This is a genomic window from Pseudomonas trutticola BRTCR10 (genome assembly GCF_056155105.1).
In genome coordinates, this window is sequence record NZ_CM149552.1 from 2,991,242 (window position 1) to 3,009,145 (window position 17,904).

Genomic DNA, 17,904 nt, shown 5'->3' on the forward strand with positions numbered 1-17,904 from the left:
CACTAGCCGATGGCGCGCGATTTCAACAGCGTTGCCATCTGCACCAGTGCCGCCGACGGGTGATGCCCGATCAGCATCCAGGCATGTTCACGCTCGGTCCAATACACCACGTTCATCTCATGCCGACGCTCGTGCGCCAGGGGCTGACTGCCGCTGTTCGAGCGTGTCACGCATAACGCCAATGGCCCGTGCCTGGCATCCAGATAGACGATTTGCGCGATCGGCACGCCGTCGTACTCGAGCACTTGCGCACGTTTGAATTCGGCGCCTGGCAGTTTCAATCCGTCCGCTGAAAGATTCAGGCCAAGGCGTGCATCGACAGCACGCAACTGCGAACGCAGTGTTGCCTCATCCGTTGGCAGATGGTCGAGGGTCTGCGGCACGTACAACGCCATATAGTCGCCGACCAAACCGCGCCAGTTATGCGCTTGTTGCGCCTGCCAACCCAACACCAAGCGGTCAGCCAGCACACCTGCGGCGACCAATGTTGCTGCCGCCGCACCGATAAACCAGCGCCGGCTCAATCCCGGCGTTTCAGGTGAGGGGATTGCATCGAGCCGAGCTTGCAGGCGATCCAGCGGCGCTTGCTGCGCCAGTTCGTCGTAAGCATTTTTGTACGGCAGGCTGCTGCGGCTCAGCCACTGCACGCGCAAGTTGAGCAGCGGATCCTCGGCGATGGCGGCGTCGAGCCGATGGCGATAGTCCGGGTCGAGTTCGTCATCCAGATACGCCACCAATTGCTCATCCGAAGGTGGGTTCATCAGTGGTCTCCTCCGGTGGTCTTCGGCACCGCTTGCAACGGCGGGTATTCAGCGAGTTTCAGCCGAGCGGTGGCCAGACGACTCATTACCGTGCCGATCGGCACCTGCAGAATCTCGGCGACTTCGCGATACGACAGGCCCTCGACGTAGGCCAGATACACCGTTTCGCGTTGGGTTTCCGGCAATGCATCGACCCGGCGAATCACTTGCGCCGCCATGACGTGGGTCTGCGCCGCGTATTCACCGTCGAACGCCAGTTGCCCGTCGGCATCGACCTGTCCGGCACCTTGGCGCACGCGGCGGGCGCGCACTTCGTTGAGCCAGATCGAATGCAGAATGCTCAGCAGCCAGCGATCCATGCGCGTGCCGGCGACGTATTGCGCCGAACGCTCCAGCGCCCGCACGCATGTCGCCTGCACCAGATCCTCGGCCACATGCCGATTGCGCGACAGCAACAAACCGTAGCGCCACAGTCGCGCCAGATGCTGTCCGAGTTCTGCTCTGAATGCCTGATCGCTGACGATGATGGCTGTCCTTTATAAATGCTCAGGTTTTCGATGAATCGTTGATGGCTTCAGCCAAATCCTGGTACTCCTCGCAAGATGTGCCGCAAATCGATTTGATCTGTTGCAACTGCTCCTGCGCGAGGTCGACGCGACCCTTGATTACATAAGCCTCGCCCAGGTATTCGCGGACTTGCGCGTACTGCGGATCAAGTTGTACCGATTGCAGGTAATAGCCGATGCCTTCGTCGGTGCGCCCCAGTTTGCGCGTGGCGTAGCCGCGATAGTTGAGAGCCTTGGCGGTGTTCGGTTGTTGCAGGGTGTCGAGCAGCGCCAGTGCCTCCTCGTAGCGACCGTCCTTGGCGAGGCGGTAGGCATAATCGGTGCGGTCGGCGTCGGGCAGCAGGCGGCTGGTTTGCAACACGCACTTCTGGGTTTTGCTGTCCCAGACCTGACCTTTGGGGCATTCGGGCTTCTTGACCGGCTCGTCCTCATCGCCATTGGCAAACGCCAAATGGCTGGACAGGGCAGCGACCAGCAGCAACGGGGCGGCGAACATAACGGAACGGATAGTCATGGGCAAGGCTCCACAGAGGGTTATGTCTGACTTTGAACACCACAGGGTGAAATTTTATTCATTGCATTGTCAGTGACTGTTCAGGGCAGGCGTAAATTCAAACGCTATGCTCGTCAGCGTCCGCCGTTGATCCGAAGCTTTGCCGCAAGGGGAATTGCCATGAAAGATCAGCTCCATCACTCCGCCGCCGGCTACAAAACCGCTGCCGACACCTACGTCAAAGGGCGGCCGGATTATCCGCCGCAGGTCAGCGATTGGTTGGCAACCACGCTGAACCTTGATGGACATAAAACAGTGATAGATCTGGGCGCCGGCACCGGCAAGTTCACCGGACGTCTAGCGGCGACCGGGGCGCAAGTGATCGCCGTGGAACCGGTGGCGCAGATGCTGGAAAAACTCTCTGAAGCCTGGCCTCAGGTATTGGCGGTCAGTGGCACGGCGACGGACTTGCCACTGCCGGACGCCTCGGTTGACGCGGTGGTTTGCGCTCAGGCGTTTCACTGGTTCGCCAGTGCCGAGGCGCTGACGGAAATCGCCCGCGTGCTCAAGCCCGGCGGCAAGTTGGGACTGATCTGGAACTTGCGCGACCCACAAGCCAGTTGGGTGCCGAAACTCGACGCCATCGTCAATGCGCTGGAAGGTGACACACCGCGCTATTACACCGGTGCCTGGCGTACGGCGTTTCCGCATCCAGCGTTCGGACCACTGCAATTGCAGCAGTTTCACCACGGGCACACCGGCTCGCCGGAAGACGTGATTTTCAATCGTGTGCGCTCTACCAGTTTCATTGCCGCGCTGCCGGAGGCACAGCGGGCGAAGGTCGACGAACAGATTCGCGACTTGATCGCATCGGAACCGGCACTGCGCGGTAGAGACGTGGTAACGGTGCCGTACGAAACCGCCGCATTTGTTGCGGTGAAACATGGCTGAGGCAAACGGGCCGCGATGGGCACACGGTTGCCTCAATGACGGTGTTACTCAGATTTTGAGGTTGAAGGTGTGGAAGCGGTCTGAGCAGTCAATTTGAACTCGCCACTCGTGACATCGACTTTCTGCCGTCCATCTTCATGTACGCCCTTGAACCAGAAAGTACCCTCTAGCCGATCATCGCCAGCAGTCGGCACAACGCTCAGGATCAGTTCACCTGATACTGCTGGGTACTCGTCAATATCACCCGGGTTGCCGAGGGCATAGCTTGCTCGATAATCCTTGCCATCCTTGGTTATCTCGTGGGTGCCAATCGTGACATCCTCTGGGACGTACACATTCAGGTATGCATTTTGATTATCAATTGGCTGCGAGATGAGCTGTCCGCCGTGGCCGTGCCAATAGGAACCCAGATCTGGTCGCCACTTGAGGGACAGCTCCGTCTTGTCCGCACTGAACAGCGGGCGTCCACCCCCATTCACCTCAGCAGTAAACCTATTGTCAGTTTTTGAGTTTGATCCGGTCATCGTCAACGCTCCTGATGCATGAACAAGCGGGAGTGAACTCCCGGTGAATGTTCAAACTACTGCATCAGGACTGGCGGCATAACTGTCAGAGTTGACAGGTACTCACAGCTTGACAGCTTCATTAACCCAACGACTTACCGGCGCAACTCTATTCCCTGTGGGAGGGGGCTTGCTCCCGAAGACTGATTCAGCTTCAACCCACAATCCGGATCAGCTCAACTGAGGTGTATCAACAACTTTCCTGCGCTCCCGAACCCCACGCGCCACCAGATACAGCAACGGCCCGATCGACACAAAAACCGCCGTCAGCAACAGATAAGGCACCACTGACCAAACCGACCGGCCAAGCGACCGGGCGTCCTTGACCATCCACACCCCGGCCAGCGTCGCCAGCAGGTACAGATCGATCACCACCTGCGCGGTATCCGGTCGCGACATCAGGCTGATGCCGAAGTCGATCAGCGACTGCTCAGCCTGGAGCATCACCGAAATGGTGTAACCGGTAAAAGCGAGCAGCGCCGTGAGGGGTAGGGCGATCGACATCATGCGTTCATTCCTTGAAGTGATGAGCTGAACCGCCAGCCTACAGTCGCCACGCACAATTGACCATTGACTTGCCGGCTGGGCTCGGGCTAATTTCCAGTCCATGACTTCCACCGTATTGCGCTGCCAGCCAAGCATTATTACCGCCATTCCTCATTTGGCGGGCTAGCTCACGACTGCAGCACCCAACCCGCCCTAGAGGCGGGTTTTTACTTTCTGTCTCCCGGGTTTTAACGAAAAACACCTTCCCCTGTCGGAGTCGCGGCAGTGGAGGTGAGTCAGGAGACGATGATGAACGACCCGCAAACCCTGCTTGAGCACTACGTGAAGAAGATCCTCGCCGCGCCGGTTTACGACATCGCGGTGCGTACGCCGCTGCAGCCTGCGCCAGCCTTGTCCGAAGCATTGGGCAATCGCATCCTGCTCAAACGCGAAGACCTGCAACCGACGTTCTCCTTCAAGATCCGTGGCGCCTACAACAAACTGGTGCAGTTGAGCGACGAGCAGAAGGTGCGCGGCGTGATCACCGCATCCGCCGGCAATCATGCGCAAGGTGTGGCGCTGGCGGCACGTGAACTGGGCATCTCGGCAACCATCGTCATGCCCTCGACAACGCCTGAACTCAAAGTCCTCGGTGTGCGCAGTCGCGGCGCCGAAGCGCTGCTGCACGGCGAGAGCTTTCCATTCGCACTCGCCCATGCGCTGCAACTGGCCGAAGAGACCGGCCGCACCTTCGTTTCCCCCTTCGATGACCCTGACGTGATCGCCGGCCAAGGCACCGTCGCGATGGAGATCCTGCGCCAGCATCAAGGCGCGCTGGACGCGATCTTCGTCCCGGTGGGTGGTGGCGGTTTGATCGCCGGGATCGCGGCGTACGTCAAATATCTGCGCCCGGAGGTGCGCATCATCGGCGTCGAATCCGAGCACTCAGCTTGCCTGAAAGCGGCCCTGCAAGCGGGCGAACGGGTGGTGCTGCCCACGGTTGGCACATTCGCTGACGGCGTGGCCGTGGCGCAGATCGGCGAGTACGGATTTGAAGTGTGTCGCTTTTGCGTGGATGAGGTGATCACCGTCAGCAACGACGACCTCTGCGCCGCGATCAAGAACATCTACGACGATACCCGCTCGATCACCGAACCTTCCGGCGCCCTGGCCGTGGCCGGTATCAAGCAATACGTGGCGCGAACCGCTGTGCGCGGTCAGACCTTCGTGGCAATCGACTCCGGTGCCAACATCAACTTCGACAGTTTGCGACACGTTGCCGAGCGCGCCGCTGTGTGCGGCGCCCCCGCGTGATGGCGATCAGGGCAGCATCGGGCGCAGGAAGCTGCGCTCGTAGCTGACGATGAACTTCTTCTCGACCAGTGATTGCACCAGCGCAGTACTTTCCGGATCGGTCAGTGCGATGTGCCGGTAGCTTTCGTAATCCGCCAGCGACGGAAAACTGAACAGGCAATAGGCGATGTTGCTCGCACCCTCGGACGGCAGAAAGTAGCCGTGATGAGTGCCGCCCAAGCGTTCGACAATGCCGAGCCAGGCCTTGGCGTAGGCCTCGAATTCGGCCAGTTGATAAGGGTCGATCACGTATCTGACGTGGCAGGTAATCACCGATGACGCTCCTTGCTCAGATTATTCCTGAATGGCGGTGCCGACTTTGTCCGAGGCGGACCAGATGCGAAAACGCACTTCGACGTCCGACGGGGCATACACCACTACCGGCAACTTGCTGTTGTACCGCAGCATGAAACCGTCGCCGACGACCGGCACGAACGCGCGTTTCTTCTGCGAGCCGGGCGGGCAGGCCATCATTGTGCTCATCGGGCCGATAACCTTTTCCAGTCGGTAGAACGAGTAACCCCAGCCTTCGAGGTTTTTCTCGTCCAGAACCCCGCCCAGACGCTGGCGATTGCAATCCACTTCGAGAGTTTTGCCCGCGAGAATCTCGACCTGGAAGTTCTCTTCCTGATCCTGCTTGGGCAGATGAATGACCTGGCGCGTGAAGCCCGCTTCAGCCTTGGGATACGGCGCGACATCTTCCAGTTTCGCTGCGTGGGCGACAGTGGAAAGGCTGGCGATAATCAGGCCGGTGGTCGCGTAAGCACGGAAAGAACCCATGGAAGCCTCCTTGCGGGTGTAGTGTGATTGACGGGCATTCTTACCGTCACTGGCGGTGAATGCAAACCGACGACGAATTGCAAATTGCAGGGCCCGGACCGGCGTTTCTTGCAATTTGCAACTGGCCCAATACTGGCCAGTTCGCCAAGTGCTTGATTTCACGAGGGTCAAAACGATCCGATGAAAGGCATGGTTTATGCGTCTCTATGGTGCAGCGCACCGGATTCGGGCGCCTACACTCCAATGGGCATTTCGCAGTACAACCGTTTGTTGCACCAGGGAAACAGCGGGGACACACCCGTGCAGGGGCAGCAAAAGCGGTCAACGTGAAAAGTTGATTGGCAGTTTCATCAATAAGGAGAGGTTCATCATGTTTCTGTCTGCCTTGGAACTACGCAATATCATTGAAAGCAGTTTTCTGCCTAAACGTTGCCAATGCACGCTGTCGCCGGACTTGTCGATGACCGTCAAGGTCTTCGGCGATCACCAGACCGATCAAGTCGATCTGCACGTCAGCGGCATCGACGCCAGCCACCTCAATGGCTGTCGCGAAATCAATGAATTGATCGCCGGGTTGCGCTCGGATCTGGCGCAACAAGCCACGCCACACCACTACACTCCGCGCTCCCGAGCCGTTTAACCAACCGTTTCACCCAGTTCGACCGTCACGCGCCGGGCCTGCACAAAACCAAGGCCCAGCGCGAACTCGACCAGCACCGCAAGCAAAATCCCGGGGCCGGCGTGGCCGCTCAGCCATTCCGCAAAGCCCAGCACCGCCAATCCAAAACAACCGACGATAAAGCCGTTGCTCAGCGCATTGCGCGCGATCGACACCGGCGCTCTGCGCACCAGATAAAACATCACACCCAGCGCCGCAAACAGCACCGCGCTGCGCCGTGCAACAAATCCGGCCCCTTCGGAATACTCGATACTCCAGATCGCCAACAACATGTCCGGCACAAAGCCCCAGACCAGCGCCAGCAGAAAACACAACGAAGAAGTGAAAGTCGACAACGTGCGAAACGACAACTGCATGGCGAATCCTTGCGGCAGTGAGGAGGGGCCCCGAGCATAACTCCGCAAAACCCTTCACGCCTACCGCAAAGCCGCAAATCAGACGTTTCTGTCAGTTCTGGAAGTTGCACGCGTCAGACATTTTCCGGTAGCTGATTTCCTCAGGCTTGCCGGTGTTGTCGATGTACTTCATGTCGGCGGTAATGACCTTGCACTGCATGGTGGAAGGCTCGGTCATCGAAACCACCTTCGCCACATGCAGCGGCATGCCGTACTGGTACGGCACGGCATTGGACGTGGTGGACGTGTCGTTGGCCTGGGCCAGCCCGGCGAACGCGGTGCAGGCGAGGGCGGCGGTAAGCAGGAAAGGACGAATGTTCATGAAAGGACTCCCGTGCGACGCAAAGAGAGTTCGGCGTGGATCAGGCCGAACTTGCCGCACTGGGCGTCAGCCAACGGCTGCGAGCGTGCGGTCAGGTAGAGTCTTTGACCGCGGCGTTAAGCGATGGTTAACCCACCTGAACGCCGGCTGTCAGCGAGCAGGGCGATTTCTACGGGACGGGTGGCGTATTCCTACAAGAGCAGATGCCTTGTCTGCTTTCGGTGGCTGGAGTGGGACGGTTATGGTTTGGCGTCGCTGCAAAATCAGCGATTCGGGTTTGGTCACCTGAGAAGAGTTCATTGCATATGTGCCATCATTTGCGCCGCGGATATCTATGTCCGTGTAGTGCATTGCTGTGGCGGCTGTGTGCAGGACGCCTTCGGGCGAGCTGAGTTTGAACTGTTCTCGGTTGACCAAGCCTGTACATGGCCGCCTCCCCACTGTTTGGTCACAGTGCTGGCGGTTACCTTCAATACAGTTGAGTAATCATCTATGCCAGTTATTATTCCGTCTCCCAACCGCTACATCCCCCTCAATAGCGGTGTCACCGAAAGCGCGCCCCTGGTCATCGACACCGAAGCCAATCCCAAAGACATCCTCGAAGCCGCCGTCCAGCGCGTCCGCGCCTCCGCCGATCTGCTCGAAACCCTGCATTGCCTCTGCTTCAAACACGCCGACGTGCAGGACATTCCGCACATCACCCACGCGCTGTACCTGCTGGCGCAGGATGGCAACGATTTGCTGCAAGTTGCTCAGCAGTTGATGTTGAACTGGAAGGCGCCAGCCTGAATTTTTCGCTCAAAAAAGCCTGCCATCGAAAGAGGGCAGGCTGAGTTGTTTATGAGGCCACTTCAGCGGGGAGTCACTTCAGTCGATTGCAGGTGCCGCGCATATTCGACCAAGTCCTTCGGGTAAGCCCAATGATCGTTCTGGCGATCATCAATCTCATACAGAAAAGCAACGGCGGCGGCCTCGAACGCCCAGTAACCGACGTAATTACCGTCATCGTCTTCAATGTCGAGATGACTATCATGCCAGTTGGTTTGCTCCTCTTCAAACCCGGCGTACCAACCTTCGCAATATTGCCGAAGCAGCTCACTGGACTCTGAGGCATCTGCCGCGTAAATCGCCCTGATCAGCGGGGTGTACAAATCGTGGTACCACTCATCAAGGTTTGCCCGGCCGGGTAAATCCTTGCGCAACAGATCTTCATACAACGTGTCCTCGCCTGCGTAGCCAGCCCGATCAATCAGGGTGCAGAACCTCGCCAGCAAATCGGTGCGCCGCAGCAGAATGCACAAGCTGATGACCTGAACGCATTCTTCATACTGATCCGGCCAGTCATCAATGGCCAAAGGCGAAACATTGGCACCATCGTCCAGAGCCAGCGCCCGCTGATGGATTTCATAGCAATCCACCAACTTCTCCAGTCGCGGCAGCAAAGCGGCAATCGGCTCACCTGCGGTATAGCTGATCAGCAAAGCGTTAAACGCGGCTTCCTTGAAATAAGCCGTACGCAGTGCCTGCTCCTCCTCGGGGCTGTCAGCCTGCATGGTTTGGCCCATCCAGCGGGACTCGGTTTCGTCATAAAGCCGGATGGATTTTTGATAGTAAGAGTCAGTCAGGAACGCTTGGCGCTTACGCATGCGGGGATCTTCCTTGTCCATGCAAACTACTTCAGATCGATCACTGTGAATTCACCCGGATCGGGCAAGACATCAAACCCTTGCGGCTCATCTGTTTGGCCATTCTTTGCGAAAGAGTCATAGACGATGTACTTCTCGGGCACCTCGTATCCTTCGTTGGGAATGACCAGACGCATCTGTTCAGCGCTCAAGTACAAGAAACGCGGCAAGGCCTTCTCGGCAAAATCAATACGCTCCAGCACGCTGCTTACTGGACCTTTGCGCAAGACGACCCCTTTGGTATAAGGCGATCCGTAGTTCAACGCAAAAATCAAAGTGGCGCCTGTGCACTTTGCCAACATCACGTCACCGACAAAGTCCTCATCGGGCATGTCCGTAAAGGCTGTTTCGATTTTGCCGTCGAATTTCACAAACAGGCGCTGCCCGTCTGCATTGGAAGTGGCGAGCAACGCTATTTTGGTTCCGTCCGAAAGAGGGCAGGTCAACAGCGTTTTCTGCGAGCCTGCCCACGCCGGGCGACACATCAGCGTGATTAGTAATAGGTAAAACACCTTGTTCATTTGATGGGGCCGATTTCATAGACGTTATTGCGAGTGGTCGGCTTATGGCTTCTTGCGTACTCGACCAGGTCTTTCGGATAGACCATATGGTCTATCTGGCTGTCGTCTATGCCATACAGGTAAGCAATTGCCCCCGCTTCCAGAGCCCAATAGCCCACGTAACTGCCTTCTTCACCGTCAAGGTGCGTGTCGTGCCATGGCGCCTGTTCAAAGGTGCAATACCAGTTATTGCAGTATTCACTGAGAAAACGCGACGCTTCGCTCTTGTCTTCAGCGTAAATCGCCTGAATGAGCGGCGTGGAGACGTCGTGATACCACTGATCGATATCCAATCGCCCAAGCAGAACCTTGGTCAGCAAATCCTCATACAGCGTGTCTATGCCGGCGTATCCCGCATTGTCGATCAAAGAGACAAAGCGTTTTAACAAGTCAGTGCGGTGCAGCAGGATACACAGGCTGATGACTTGCAGGCATTCTTCGTATTCGTCGGGCCAGTCATCGATGATGAGCGGCGTGATATTGGGAATTTGCTCGTAAATGGCCAGATATTTTTGCAGTTCTTCGTAACTGGCAATCAGGGTTTCCAAAGGAAGAATCAGGCTTTGTATGTCCTCTCCGGCGGTGTAAAGCATCAAAATGTGCTGGAGGTGCAGGCTCTGAAAATTTCTGGCTCGCAGAGACTTCTCCTGCTCCGGAGAGTCAGCCGTGAACAGCTTGTCTTTCCAGAACTCAAACTCTTCCTCGAAGTAGGATTTGAAACTTTCATATCGAGCCGTAGTGAAATATTTTTGTCTGCTATTCAAGTGTCAAGTCCGTGACGAAAGTGCGTTTGAAGTTTATGCGCTTGGAACATGCGATCTAGCGTATTCAACCAGATCCTTTGGGTAAACCATATGGTCTATCTGGCTGTCATCAATGCCATACAAATAGGCAATCGCACCCGCTTCAATAGCCCAATATCCTACGTAATTTCCATTTTCGCCCTGTAAATGCGAGTCGTGCCAAGGGGCTTGCTGAAATGCGGCGTACCATTGGGCGCAATAGTTTTTTAGATACTCTGATGCTTCCCCTTTACTTTCTGCATAAATAGCCAGAATCAATGGTGAATATGTCTCGTGGAACCATTGATCTACATCGTGTCTATCAGGAAGTAATTTGACGAGCAGATCTTCGTATAACGTATCGTCCCCAGCATAGCCCGCCCTGTCGATTAGTTCTACAAAGCGCTTAAGCAGGTCGGTACGATGCAATAGGATACAAAAGCCAATGATCTGAACACACTCTTCGTATTCGTCAAGCCAATCGTTTATTGCAAGTGGAGATATATCAGGTGTCCGCTGGTATTCAGCGAGTTTGGCTTGCCTGAGTTCATGCTTTGTTATCAGATCTTCAAGCAGCGGGATAAGGGAGTAGATTTCTTCCCCAGCAGTATATGCTGCCAAAAGCCTGTCAAATGCTAGTTGCTTGAAGTATGTGGCGCGCAGCGACGCCTCTTCCTCTGCTGAATCGGACTGAAAGGTGTTTGTTTCAAAAAAAACAATTACCTCGTCATGCTCTCTTTTGAAGTTTTCGTAATGGGTTTTAGTAAAAGGATGTTGGCGTATATTCACTGCTGAACTTTCCCTGTTGAGTCAAGGGAAGTACCCATATTTCGCACCATTGAAGTTTGGTCGTCAAATGCGGAAACAGGTATCCGGCTCAAAAACAGTTCCAAACCCTGCTGATACGAGTCAACGTCCATCACCTCGCTATGTCTGGGGATGTGATAGGCCTTGCCCTTGCTGTCCAGTTTTGCGCACGCAACGGAGTAGAAGTCGGGTGTTACCTTGAGCCGCACAATCTGATCCCACGCAAGTCTGCCTTTGGCGCCTTTGCCCTTGGTAAAGAACAAGGTAAAACCATCTTCATCGAATTCCAGGCGATAAGCGCCTTCAGCAGCCTTGAGTCGGGCACGTACCGTTGATTCGATCAGGCGCAGGTTTACCTTATGAAAAGGCTTGCGAGGTTTCGCACGGTTGGCGGCAATCCGCTTGCGCAAGCGATTTAGAAGGCGTTCGGAGAAGAACCGCCAGCACAACACGTATGCCACGGTGAAGAACACCAGGGCGATGAGCTTCTCCGGGCTCAACTCGCGCGCCGGGAAATAAGCGCCCAGAATGCCGCCAACCAGCCCGAGCAAAAACAAGACCGGCGCGAGCAGACGATCCTCAATGCGAGCCAGTTTGCCAAGTAGGCTGGCCCTCAGTTGATCATCCTTGAGTATTTCCTGCTCAACCAGTTTGCCGATTCTGGACTGTGTGTGTTCGGGGGTGATGGTGTATTGCAATTCCATGGTGCTGAATCCGAAATCCGTTTTCTGGGGGAGGGCAGAGTTTACGTGTTTGCCTTGCGTCTGGCGTATTCCACCAGATCTTTTGGATAGACCATATGATCGATCTGGCTGTCGTCTATGCCGTACAGGAAAGCAATTGCTCCTGCTTCGATAGCCCAATAGCCCACATAGCTACCATCCTCGCCTTGCAAATGTGTGTCGTGCCAAGGGGCTTGAATGAAAGCTTCATACCATTGGTTGCAATACTCTCTCAGTCGCTGTGAGGACTGTTCTTTAGACTCCATGTAGATGGCTTGTATCAGGGGGGTGTAGACGTCGTGAAACCACTGGTCAACATCATGTCTGTTTGGCAGCACTTTTCTTAATAGGTCCTCGTATAGGGTGTCACTCCCGACGTACCCCGCCTGATCAATCAAAACTACGAATCGCTTCAATAAATCGGTGCGGTCCAGGAGAATACACAAGCCTATTACCTGGACGCACTCTTCGTATTGATACGGCCAGTCATCTATAGCAAGCGGGGATATTTGGGGTTCCTGTTCATAAATAGATAACGTGTTCTGCCGTATTTCGTATTTCTCTATCAGTTCCTCAAGCAACGGAATGAGGATTTCTATTTCCTCTCCCGCCGTATAGCAGGCGAAGATTTTGTCAAGCAGAAGGTCTTGAAGATGGCGTGCTCGAAGCGACGCTTCTTGTTCGGGAGAATCTGATTCAAATTTATTGGTTTTGCAAAAGTCTATAACTTCTTCGTACTCCTTCAAGAAAATTCTGTAGTGACTTTCGCTATAGTATTTTTGCCTTTTGTTCACGTTTCTTCCTTGGTTATAAAAATCCAAGCCTGTCTGGAATCTTATGCACTCAGTGAGTAGCTTGATATGTCAGACGGTCGATTTATTGTTTCGTGCATACTCGACCAAGTCCTTTGGGTAAACCATACGGTCGATTTTGCTGTCATCTATGCCGTACAGGAAAGCAATTGCTCCTGCTTCGATAGCCCAATAGCCCACATAGTTACCTCTCTCACCTTGCAAATGATTGTCATGCCAGGGAGCTTGTATGAAAGCGTCATACCATTGATTACAATACTCCCCAAGCAGTTCTGAGGATTTTTCTTTAGAGTCCACGTACATAGCTTGTACCAAGGGTGTGTAGACGTCGTGATACCACTGATCAACATCATGTCTATTTGGTAGTGCTTTTTTCAATAAGTCTTCGTATAGCGTGTCATCCCCGACATACCCTGCCTGATCTATCAAAACTACGAACCGCTTCAATAAATCGATTCGATTCAGCAGAATACACAAGCCTATTACCTGAACACATTCTTCGTACTGATCCGGCCAGTCATCTATTGCAAGCGGTGATATCTTCGGTGACTGTTCAAGGATTGATAACTTATATTGTAATGTTTCGTATTTCTCAATCAATTCCTCAAGCAATGGAATGAGTATGTCTATTTTCTCGCCCGCAGTGTAGCAGGCGAAGATTTTGTCAAGCAGAAGGCTTTGAAAATGGCTTGCTCGAAGCGACGCCTCTTCTTCAGGAGAGTCCGATTCAAATGTGTTGGTTTTAGAGAATTCAATAGCTTCGTCGTACTCTTTCAAGAACGATCTATAGTGGCTTTCGCTGTAGTATTCTTGCCTTATGTTCATGTTTCTTCCTTGGTCTTAAATTTTGAATATATTATTTCTTTTCGCGCTCAGTTAACAACCTGAGACTCGTCACTCGCTCGATTGTCTCGTGCGTACTGAACCAAGTCTTTCGGATAAACCATATGATCTATTTTGCTGTCGTCTATGCCGTACAAAAAGGCGATAGCTCCTGCTTCGATAGCCCAATAACCTACATAGTTACCGTCTTCCCCTTGATGATGAGTGTCGTGCCAAGGAGCTTGTTTGAAGGCTGGGTACCACTGACTGCAATATTTTTTAAGATGTTTGGTAGCCTCTTTTGCAGTTTCCGAATAAATCGCCTGTACCAGTGGCGAATAAACGTCGTGATACCACTGGTCTATGTCGTGCCTGCCAGGTAAAACCTTTCTAAGCAAATCTTCATAAAGCGTATCGGTGCCTTTATAGCCAGCGTTGTCTATTAGCACTACAAATCGTTTTAGGAGGTCTGTGCGATGTAATAAAATACAAAACCCTATAACTTGAACGCATTCTTCATATTGGTAGGGGTAGTCGCCAATCGCCAGCGGTGATATTTCAGGAATCTGTTCGTTTTTTGCCAGTTTGTCCTGACATATTTCGTATTTTTCGATCACATCCTCGAGCAGTGGAGGTAGTTCGGATATCTCTCTTCCCGCCGTGTACGTCGCTAACAGCTTATTCAAGGTCAGCCTCAGGAAAAACCTGGAACGAAGCATTTCCTCTTCTTCGAGCGATTCTGATTTAAATTTTCTTGTGCGATAAAAATCGTGAACTTCGTCATGCGCACTCATAAAAATGCTGAAGTGATTTTCACTGTAAAATTTTTGTCTCTGTTTCATGTTATTAGTCAATATCTTATTAAGTTGACTCTGTGTGAAATGGATAGTTGATGGTTTATTCCTGATCAAAGCGGGCGTACCATCGCTTGGTACTTTCCTCCTCGAAGCAATTTCCATGAGGAGAGTAATGATGAATTTGATCCGGTTCTGGAATGCGCACTGGCTTTAATATTTTGTTTACTGCAATGTAAGCATCGAGCTTATCTCTTCCTTCGGCGCCGAGTTGCGGGTACTCACCTGCTTGAATTATCAGTCCATTGTCATAGCTGACAAAATCAATGTCACTACGGCTACTTAGCTTCTGGCGCAAAGCGGGCTCCCCGCCAAGGTTCGCAATAAATGAATTCCCGACTATGGTTTGCCAGTTAACGCCTTTTATATGGTCGATAAGCTCGGAGGCCAAACTGTGAGGTGCTGAGTCAATATCTAGTCCGTCGTGTTTTTGCGCGAGTTCATACTCTATAGGTAAGTAATTGTCATAGTCGTACGGTAATGTCGGGGACAATCCTCCGTAACCATGCTCTGCTTCGACTTGGTTGCACAGGTATTTCACCCACTCCTTGTAAGTGATAAGCCCCTCGTCCGAGGTGATTAAACTCCAAGGAAAAATTAATTTTATATACGAACGCTCGCCGTCTTCATGGATTTCGCGAGTGCCAAGCACGGATATTCCATAGTCCGCAGCTTCTTTAGTGCTCGAAGCGCTAGTTAGATGCAGTTCACACCGTTCATTCCCAGATGATGAGCGGATTTTGGTGAATGCTTTTTCTAGTGACTCTAAAGTCGGTTTTTTGTAGCTGTCCTGAAGTAAACCATTTAGGTGTACTCCGAACTCATCATTGAATTTTCTAAAGCAGTCAATGATCTTCAGTTTCTTTTCGGCCGTATAGCCTTCTTTAAAGTATAAAGTAACGATCATTCCGAGTTTTATAACGGGTGTTCCGTCTGGAAGTTCGAAGGGCAAATCTGCGGCGTGATTTTTGAGGTTTTTCATTTTGTCACTCATGATGGTTCTCGGTGCTTCATTCGAGTTCTCATTACCTTGAAAATAGTGCAACTCCCCAGAGTTTCGACCGCTCAAGGTCGAAGCCGAAATCGCCCATGACTTTCATGAGATTCTGGTTCGCAGGATATTTAGATTTCGACTCCCGAAGAATGCGCGAGATCTTTTAACCATGTGGTGTACTTCTACAGGAAAGAAACTAACTTTAGTCCCTCTGACCGGACAAGGAATTTTGTTGTCTTTGCACAATGGTTGCTCTACGTTTTTGCCCGTCATTGATGAATGTCCTTATTCATTACAAGTCGGATAGATATTGCAATCGCGCCCGTCTGGCATTTTGAACGGTTTGAAATCGGTTGTGTTACCGCGACAGAATGCATAGGGATCTTCGAGACTCTTGCCCTTACACCGTTTCCATCCGTTGGGGAATTTGACCCAATTATCTGCTACGGCCGGTTTTTCCTCTTTGGAAAGTGAGAAAGAAACTTTCAATGTCTTTCCCGCGAGCTGCGAGCGTTGCAGAGGCCCCTTTGCTACAGCGTTACTTGCCTGCTCCGGTGTTGCTATCGCGGAGCACTTCAGGATTTTGGCGATAATCCGGTCAGGTCCCATCGTACGAAACGACCATTCGCATTCTCGTTGCAAAGTAGTCGGAGCAGGAAGTTGCGTGTTGTCAGTCAACCCTTCCTGAAACTCAATTCCGGTGTAGTCCCTTCCAACATCATGAAATCCGGATGCATATTTGGCATCTACCTCATAATCGAAGCTGTCCAAGACCAATGGGCAGCCACCTTCAACGCTTGAAAGCGGAATTTCAAAACGCGCTGTCTGTGCTTTTTGACTGAGCTTTTGCTCAAAAAACTTGAATCCTGGGTGCTCGCTTCCTTTTTTCACTGGAACACTGCATGTTTCTCCAAAGCGAGGAACGTACTGCGCTTCACCTCTTATTTTGAATCCAGGTGGAAGCTCAGTGACCAAAGTAAAATTGTCTTGTTGGGAAGCTGAACAGGCCGTCACGCCAATCGCCCCCAAACCGATCACCAAGCTGCGAACAAATCTGCAAAAAATATTGCGATGAAGCATGTGATCGTCCTTTGTTCGGGAGTCATTGCTCCGAGCGCGTTGCGCTCAAGTAGCTTTGCTCTCAGCTACGTTCCAGGTCGTCCGGTTGTGTCGCAAAAAACGTTCACACTTGGCGAAGTGTTGATCCGGTATCTCCCTCGACAAGGGATCCCAAGCGACGTCTTTCGCGTGTTGGGGATCCAGCCGCAGAGCCAGCATGACCTCGCGCTGCTGTGGCGTATTCCACCGCAAGGTTCAAACAGATCCACTTGCTCTTCGAGCCATTCAAGGATGCTGCGTGTTTCCGAGAGCTGCGCAGCAGTTTCGGCGTGGTGCACAAGCAACCAGCGTTTCAGATTCACGCAAAATTTCGCGTGTCCGTTCCGGAGGAATGGGGACTTGCACAGGTATGGTGCTCACGACGTTTCTCGACTCTCCGGTCCCTTTCACCGCTACCATGAGTTGTATGGCACGCCGAATTTTTCAACATAGGATTGGGATTCCTTGGAGAGAGAGTCATATTCTCCTCCAGACTTACCCTCGTAGGGGCCTCGAGGGTCTATCTCAGCTTTAATCTTTGCCACTTCGATGGAGGTCATGCAGGGGCCGGCGACCCAGACTTTAGCAATTCCTCCGGGAGCGAGGTGGACTGTAATTGATTGACGATATCCGGTAATCCATTTTCCGTCCGCCGCACAAAATACCTTTTCACCCTGACGCATGAGTTCCCTGGTCGAGTCAGAGATATCAATTTCCATCTTGTAGGTTTGCGGCTCAACCAGAGACTGCCAACGTACATATATTTTTTTTGGCAGGTCGGCTCCTGTAACGTATTTACCGCCTCCAATGCCAGCTTTTTTAGGCCAGCCTCGTGGATCTCCGGAATTGTTTGGAGGCGTCTGCAATGACGCGACGCCGCTCATCGCGCGCCTGTAAACGTCACCTCGGATGTCTATTACATCCGCCGTTTCGATCCAGACCTCCATATAGTCGGGAGCAGAAAATCCAAGATGCCACCTATCGTATGGTAAAGCCTCGCTGTAAGAATGAATACATCCAGTAAGTAGTAATGCAGCAAATATAGGTGTTAAGTATTTACTCATTCAGAGGGTACCATGTACAGCAAATTAACGATTGGCTTACTGATAAGTTACGCGTTCTACTCAGTCAAATAAAGAATGTTACGGTTTGTGCATTGGTTACTGGCTTCTCATAAGAGTAGTGCTTTATTTTTTTCAGATGCCTCTCAACTGGTCATCAGTTCAGTTGAGAGGCTCTTCGAATTTATTACCTCATTACCGCGAATTTTCTCGATTAAAGCCAAGGTTCAAATCGCATCAAACAGTCCTGAGCTGAGCACTGCCCACTTGAGGGATCATCGCGAGCCTGACTTCAACGTTGTTCTCTTTTTTCGCCAACCAACGCTGCACGTTCTGATCATGCTCGGGAGCCTGAGTA

General features: G+C 52.7%; 23 protein-coding genes and 1 pseudogene. 4 read left to right on the forward strand and 20 right to left on the reverse strand.

All coding sequences use genetic code 11. From position 1 onward, the window contains the following. Positions 1–2: 2 nt before the first annotated feature. From ACVVH8_RS13435 to ACVVH8_RS13445, 3 genes are read right to left on the reverse strand one after another with little or no spacing between them, the layout of a single operon-like run. Positions 3–761, reverse strand: a complete 759-nt coding sequence (locus tag ACVVH8_RS13435) for an anti-sigma factor (RefSeq protein WP_213028538.1) — start codon at positions 759–761, stop codon at positions 3–5. Continuing rightward, positions 761–1,288 carry an RNA polymerase sigma factor gene (locus tag ACVVH8_RS13440; RefSeq protein WP_475231166.1) on the reverse strand — a complete coding sequence of 176 codons (528 nt, stop codon included), beginning with the start codon at positions 1,286–1,288 and terminating at the stop codon, positions 761–763. Before ACVVH8_RS13440 ends, ACVVH8_RS13435 begins: the two co-directional genes overlap by 1 nt. Positions 1,289–1,307: 19 nt before the next feature. Then, positions 1,308–1,841: a tetratricopeptide repeat protein gene (locus tag ACVVH8_RS13445; protein ID WP_475230744.1), complete on the reverse strand. Its 534-nt coding sequence runs from the start codon at positions 1,839–1,841 to the stop codon at positions 1,308–1,310. A gap of 159 nt (positions 1,842–2,000) precedes the next feature. Between ACVVH8_RS13445 and ACVVH8_RS13450 the strand changes: the two genes are divergently transcribed. Then, the gene (locus ACVVH8_RS13450; RefSeq protein ID WP_401295826.1) at positions 2,001–2,771 is read left to right on the forward strand and encodes a class I SAM-dependent methyltransferase; all 771 of its coding nucleotides are present in this window, start codon (positions 2,001–2,003) and stop codon (positions 2,769–2,771) included. Positions 2,772–2,815: 44 nt separating this feature from the next. Here the strand turns inward: ACVVH8_RS13450 and ACVVH8_RS13455 are convergent, their stop codons facing one another. Beyond that, on the reverse strand, positions 2,816–3,295 hold the full coding sequence (locus tag ACVVH8_RS13455; RefSeq protein ID WP_213028540.1) for a hypothetical protein: 480 nt from the start codon (positions 3,293–3,295) through the stop codon (positions 2,816–2,818). Positions 3,296–3,505: 210 nt separating this feature from the next. Beyond that, positions 3,506–3,841 (reverse strand): DUF2834 domain-containing protein, encoded by a 336-nt coding sequence (locus ACVVH8_RS13460; protein ID WP_475231168.1) that lies wholly within the window; start codon positions 3,839–3,841, stop codon positions 3,506–3,508. A gap of 285 nt (positions 3,842–4,126) precedes the next feature. Between ACVVH8_RS13460 and ilvA the strand changes: the two are divergent. Beyond that, positions 4,127–5,110 (forward strand): annotated as a pseudogene (gene ilvA, locus ACVVH8_RS13465) (threonine ammonia-lyase, biosynthetic); the annotation flags it as partial. Between the two features lie 30 nt (positions 5,111–5,140). On the opposite strand, the gene ACVVH8_RS13470 reads toward ilvA, so the two are convergent. Together ACVVH8_RS13470 and eco are read right to left on the reverse strand one after the other, a co-directional pair. Next, on the reverse strand, positions 5,141–5,446 hold the full coding sequence (locus tag ACVVH8_RS13470; RefSeq protein ID WP_103305024.1) for an NIPSNAP family protein: 306 nt from the start codon (positions 5,444–5,446) through the stop codon (positions 5,141–5,143). Positions 5,447–5,467: 21 nt separating this feature from the next. After that, positions 5,468–5,953, reverse strand: a complete 486-nt coding sequence (gene eco, locus ACVVH8_RS13475; protein ID WP_213028542.1) for a serine protease inhibitor ecotin — start codon at positions 5,951–5,953, stop codon at positions 5,468–5,470. Between the two features lie 370 nt (positions 5,954–6,323). On the opposite strand from eco, the gene ACVVH8_RS13480 reads away from it, so the two are divergent. Continuing rightward, positions 6,324–6,593, forward strand: a complete 270-nt coding sequence (locus ACVVH8_RS13480) for a DUF1652 domain-containing protein (protein ID WP_213028543.1) — start codon at positions 6,324–6,326, stop codon at positions 6,591–6,593. Here ACVVH8_RS13480 and ACVVH8_RS13485 read toward each other — a convergent pair. Further along, positions 6,590–6,988, reverse strand: coding sequence for a hypothetical protein (locus ACVVH8_RS13485; protein ID WP_475230746.1), 399 nt, complete (start codon positions 6,986–6,988; stop codon positions 6,590–6,592). The genes ACVVH8_RS13480 and ACVVH8_RS13485 overlap by 4 nt on opposite strands. 91 nt (positions 6,989–7,079) lie before the next feature. Then, positions 7,080–7,349 (reverse strand): DUF2790 domain-containing protein, encoded by a 270-nt coding sequence (locus tag ACVVH8_RS13490; protein WP_475230748.1) that lies wholly within the window; start codon positions 7,347–7,349, stop codon positions 7,080–7,082. A gap of 492 nt (positions 7,350–7,841) precedes the next feature. Between ACVVH8_RS13490 and ACVVH8_RS13495 the strand changes: the two genes are divergently transcribed. Then, entirely contained in the window at positions 7,842–8,138 is a 297-nt protein-coding gene (locus ACVVH8_RS13495; protein WP_475230750.1) for a hypothetical protein, read from the forward strand. 62 nt (positions 8,139–8,200) lie between these two features. On the opposite strand, the gene ACVVH8_RS13500 is transcribed toward ACVVH8_RS13495, so the two are convergent. From ACVVH8_RS13500 to ACVVH8_RS13550, 11 genes are all read right to left on the reverse strand, one after another. After that, positions 8,201–8,995, reverse strand: coding sequence for a PoNe immunity protein domain-containing protein (locus ACVVH8_RS13500; protein WP_475230752.1), 795 nt, complete (start codon positions 8,993–8,995; stop codon positions 8,201–8,203). Positions 8,996–9,021: 26 nt separating this feature from the next. Further along, complete coding sequence (locus ACVVH8_RS13505) at positions 9,022–9,555, reverse strand: hypothetical protein (protein ID WP_103305017.1); 534 nt, start codon at positions 9,553–9,555, stop codon at positions 9,022–9,024. Next, positions 9,552–10,358, reverse strand: coding sequence for a PoNe immunity protein domain-containing protein (locus ACVVH8_RS13510; protein ID WP_475230754.1), 807 nt, complete (start codon positions 10,356–10,358; stop codon positions 9,552–9,554). Before ACVVH8_RS13510 ends, ACVVH8_RS13505 begins: the two co-directional genes overlap by 4 nt. A gap of 33 nt (positions 10,359–10,391) precedes the next feature. Continuing rightward, positions 10,392–11,165 carry a PoNe immunity protein domain-containing protein gene (locus ACVVH8_RS13515; RefSeq protein ID WP_475230756.1) on the reverse strand — a complete coding sequence of 258 codons (774 nt, stop codon included), beginning with the start codon at positions 11,163–11,165 and terminating at the stop codon, positions 10,392–10,394. Next, on the reverse strand, positions 11,162–11,887 hold the full coding sequence (locus tag ACVVH8_RS13520) for a YcxB family protein (protein WP_103305014.1): 726 nt from the start codon (positions 11,885–11,887) through the stop codon (positions 11,162–11,164). The genes ACVVH8_RS13515 and ACVVH8_RS13520 overlap by 4 nt, the downstream gene beginning before the upstream one ends. A 41-nt stretch (positions 11,888–11,928) precedes the next feature. After that, complete coding sequence (locus tag ACVVH8_RS13525; RefSeq protein ID WP_315448366.1) at positions 11,929–12,699, reverse strand: PoNe immunity protein domain-containing protein; 771 nt, start codon at positions 12,697–12,699, stop codon at positions 11,929–11,931. 69 nt (positions 12,700–12,768) lie between these two features. Next, positions 12,769–13,542, reverse strand: coding sequence for a PoNe immunity protein domain-containing protein (locus ACVVH8_RS13530; protein ID WP_475230758.1), 774 nt, complete (start codon positions 13,540–13,542; stop codon positions 12,769–12,771). A 47-nt stretch (positions 13,543–13,589) separates the two neighbouring features. Continuing rightward, the gene (locus ACVVH8_RS13535; RefSeq protein ID WP_475230760.1) at positions 13,590–14,381 is read right to left on the reverse strand and encodes a PoNe immunity protein domain-containing protein; all 792 of its coding nucleotides are present in this window, start codon (positions 14,379–14,381) and stop codon (positions 13,590–13,592) included. Positions 14,382–14,436: 55 nt separating this feature from the next. Continuing rightward, positions 14,437–15,387 (reverse strand): type VI immunity family protein, encoded by a 951-nt coding sequence (locus ACVVH8_RS13540; protein WP_475230762.1) that lies wholly within the window; start codon positions 15,385–15,387, stop codon positions 14,437–14,439. A 285-nt stretch (positions 15,388–15,672) separates the two neighbouring features. After that, positions 15,673–16,467, reverse strand: a complete 795-nt coding sequence (locus ACVVH8_RS13545; protein WP_475230764.1) for a hypothetical protein — start codon at positions 16,465–16,467, stop codon at positions 15,673–15,675. Positions 16,468–16,898: 431 nt separating this feature from the next. After that, positions 16,899–17,549: a DUF2931 family protein gene (locus ACVVH8_RS13550; protein WP_475230766.1), complete on the reverse strand. Its 651-nt coding sequence runs from the start codon at positions 17,547–17,549 to the stop codon at positions 16,899–16,901. Positions 17,550–17,904 lie beyond the last annotated feature (355 nt).

What these genes read in the sequence shown, in the direction of transcription:
- ACVVH8_RS13435 (WP_213028538.1), bottom strand. Translation starts at nt 761, where the DNA reads ATGAACCCACCTTCGGATGAGCAATTGGTGGCGTATCTGGATGACGAA.
- ACVVH8_RS13445 (WP_475230744.1), bottom strand. Translation starts at nt 1,841, where the DNA reads ATGACTATCCGTTCCGTTATGTTCGCCGCCCCGTTGCTGCTGGTCGCT.
- ACVVH8_RS13450 (WP_401295826.1), top strand. Translation starts at nt 2,001, where the DNA reads ATGAAAGATCAGCTCCATCACTCCGCCGCCGGCTACAAAACCGCTGCC.
- ACVVH8_RS13455 (WP_213028540.1), bottom strand. Translation starts at nt 3,295, where the DNA reads ATGACCGGATCAAACTCAAAAACTGACAATAGGTTTACTGCTGAGGTG.
- ACVVH8_RS13460 (WP_475231168.1), bottom strand. Translation starts at nt 3,841, where the DNA reads ATGATGTCGATCGCCCTACCCCTCACGGCGCTGCTCGCTTTTACCGGT.
- eco (WP_213028542.1), bottom strand. Translation starts at nt 5,953, where the DNA reads ATGGGTTCTTTCCGTGCTTACGCGACCACCGGCCTGATTATCGCCAGC.
- ACVVH8_RS13480 (WP_213028543.1), top strand. Translation starts at nt 6,324, where the DNA reads ATGTTTCTGTCTGCCTTGGAACTACGCAATATCATTGAAAGCAGTTTT.
- ACVVH8_RS13485 (WP_475230746.1), bottom strand. Translation starts at nt 6,988, where the DNA reads ATGCAGTTGTCGTTTCGCACGTTGTCGACTTTCACTTCTTCGTTGTGT.
- ACVVH8_RS13490 (WP_475230748.1), bottom strand. Translation starts at nt 7,349, where the DNA reads ATGAACATTCGTCCTTTCCTGCTTACCGCCGCCCTCGCCTGCACCGCG.
- ACVVH8_RS13495 (WP_475230750.1), top strand. Translation starts at nt 7,842, where the DNA reads ATGCCAGTTATTATTCCGTCTCCCAACCGCTACATCCCCCTCAATAGC.
- ACVVH8_RS13500 (WP_475230752.1), bottom strand. Translation starts at nt 8,995, where the DNA reads ATGCGTAAGCGCCAAGCGTTCCTGACTGACTCTTACTATCAAAAATCC.
- ACVVH8_RS13505 (WP_103305017.1), bottom strand. Translation starts at nt 9,555, where the DNA reads ATGAACAAGGTGTTTTACCTATTACTAATCACGCTGATGTGTCGCCCG.
- ACVVH8_RS13520 (WP_103305014.1), bottom strand. Translation starts at nt 11,887, where the DNA reads ATGGAATTGCAATACACCATCACCCCCGAACACACACAGTCCAGAATC.
- ACVVH8_RS13530 (WP_475230758.1), bottom strand. Translation starts at nt 13,542, where the DNA reads ATGAACATAAGGCAAGAATACTACAGCGAAAGCCACTATAGATCGTTC.
- ACVVH8_RS13535 (WP_475230760.1), bottom strand. Translation starts at nt 14,381, where the DNA reads ATGAAACAGAGACAAAAATTTTACAGTGAAAATCACTTCAGCATTTTT.
- ACVVH8_RS13540 (WP_475230762.1), bottom strand. Translation starts at nt 15,387, where the DNA reads ATGAGTGACAAAATGAAAAACCTCAAAAATCACGCCGCAGATTTGCCC.
- ACVVH8_RS13545 (WP_475230764.1), bottom strand. Translation starts at nt 16,467, where the DNA reads ATGCTTCATCGCAATATTTTTTGCAGATTTGTTCGCAGCTTGGTGATC.
- ACVVH8_RS13550 (WP_475230766.1), bottom strand. Translation starts at nt 17,549, where the DNA reads ATGAGTAAATACTTAACACCTATATTTGCTGCATTACTACTTACTGGA.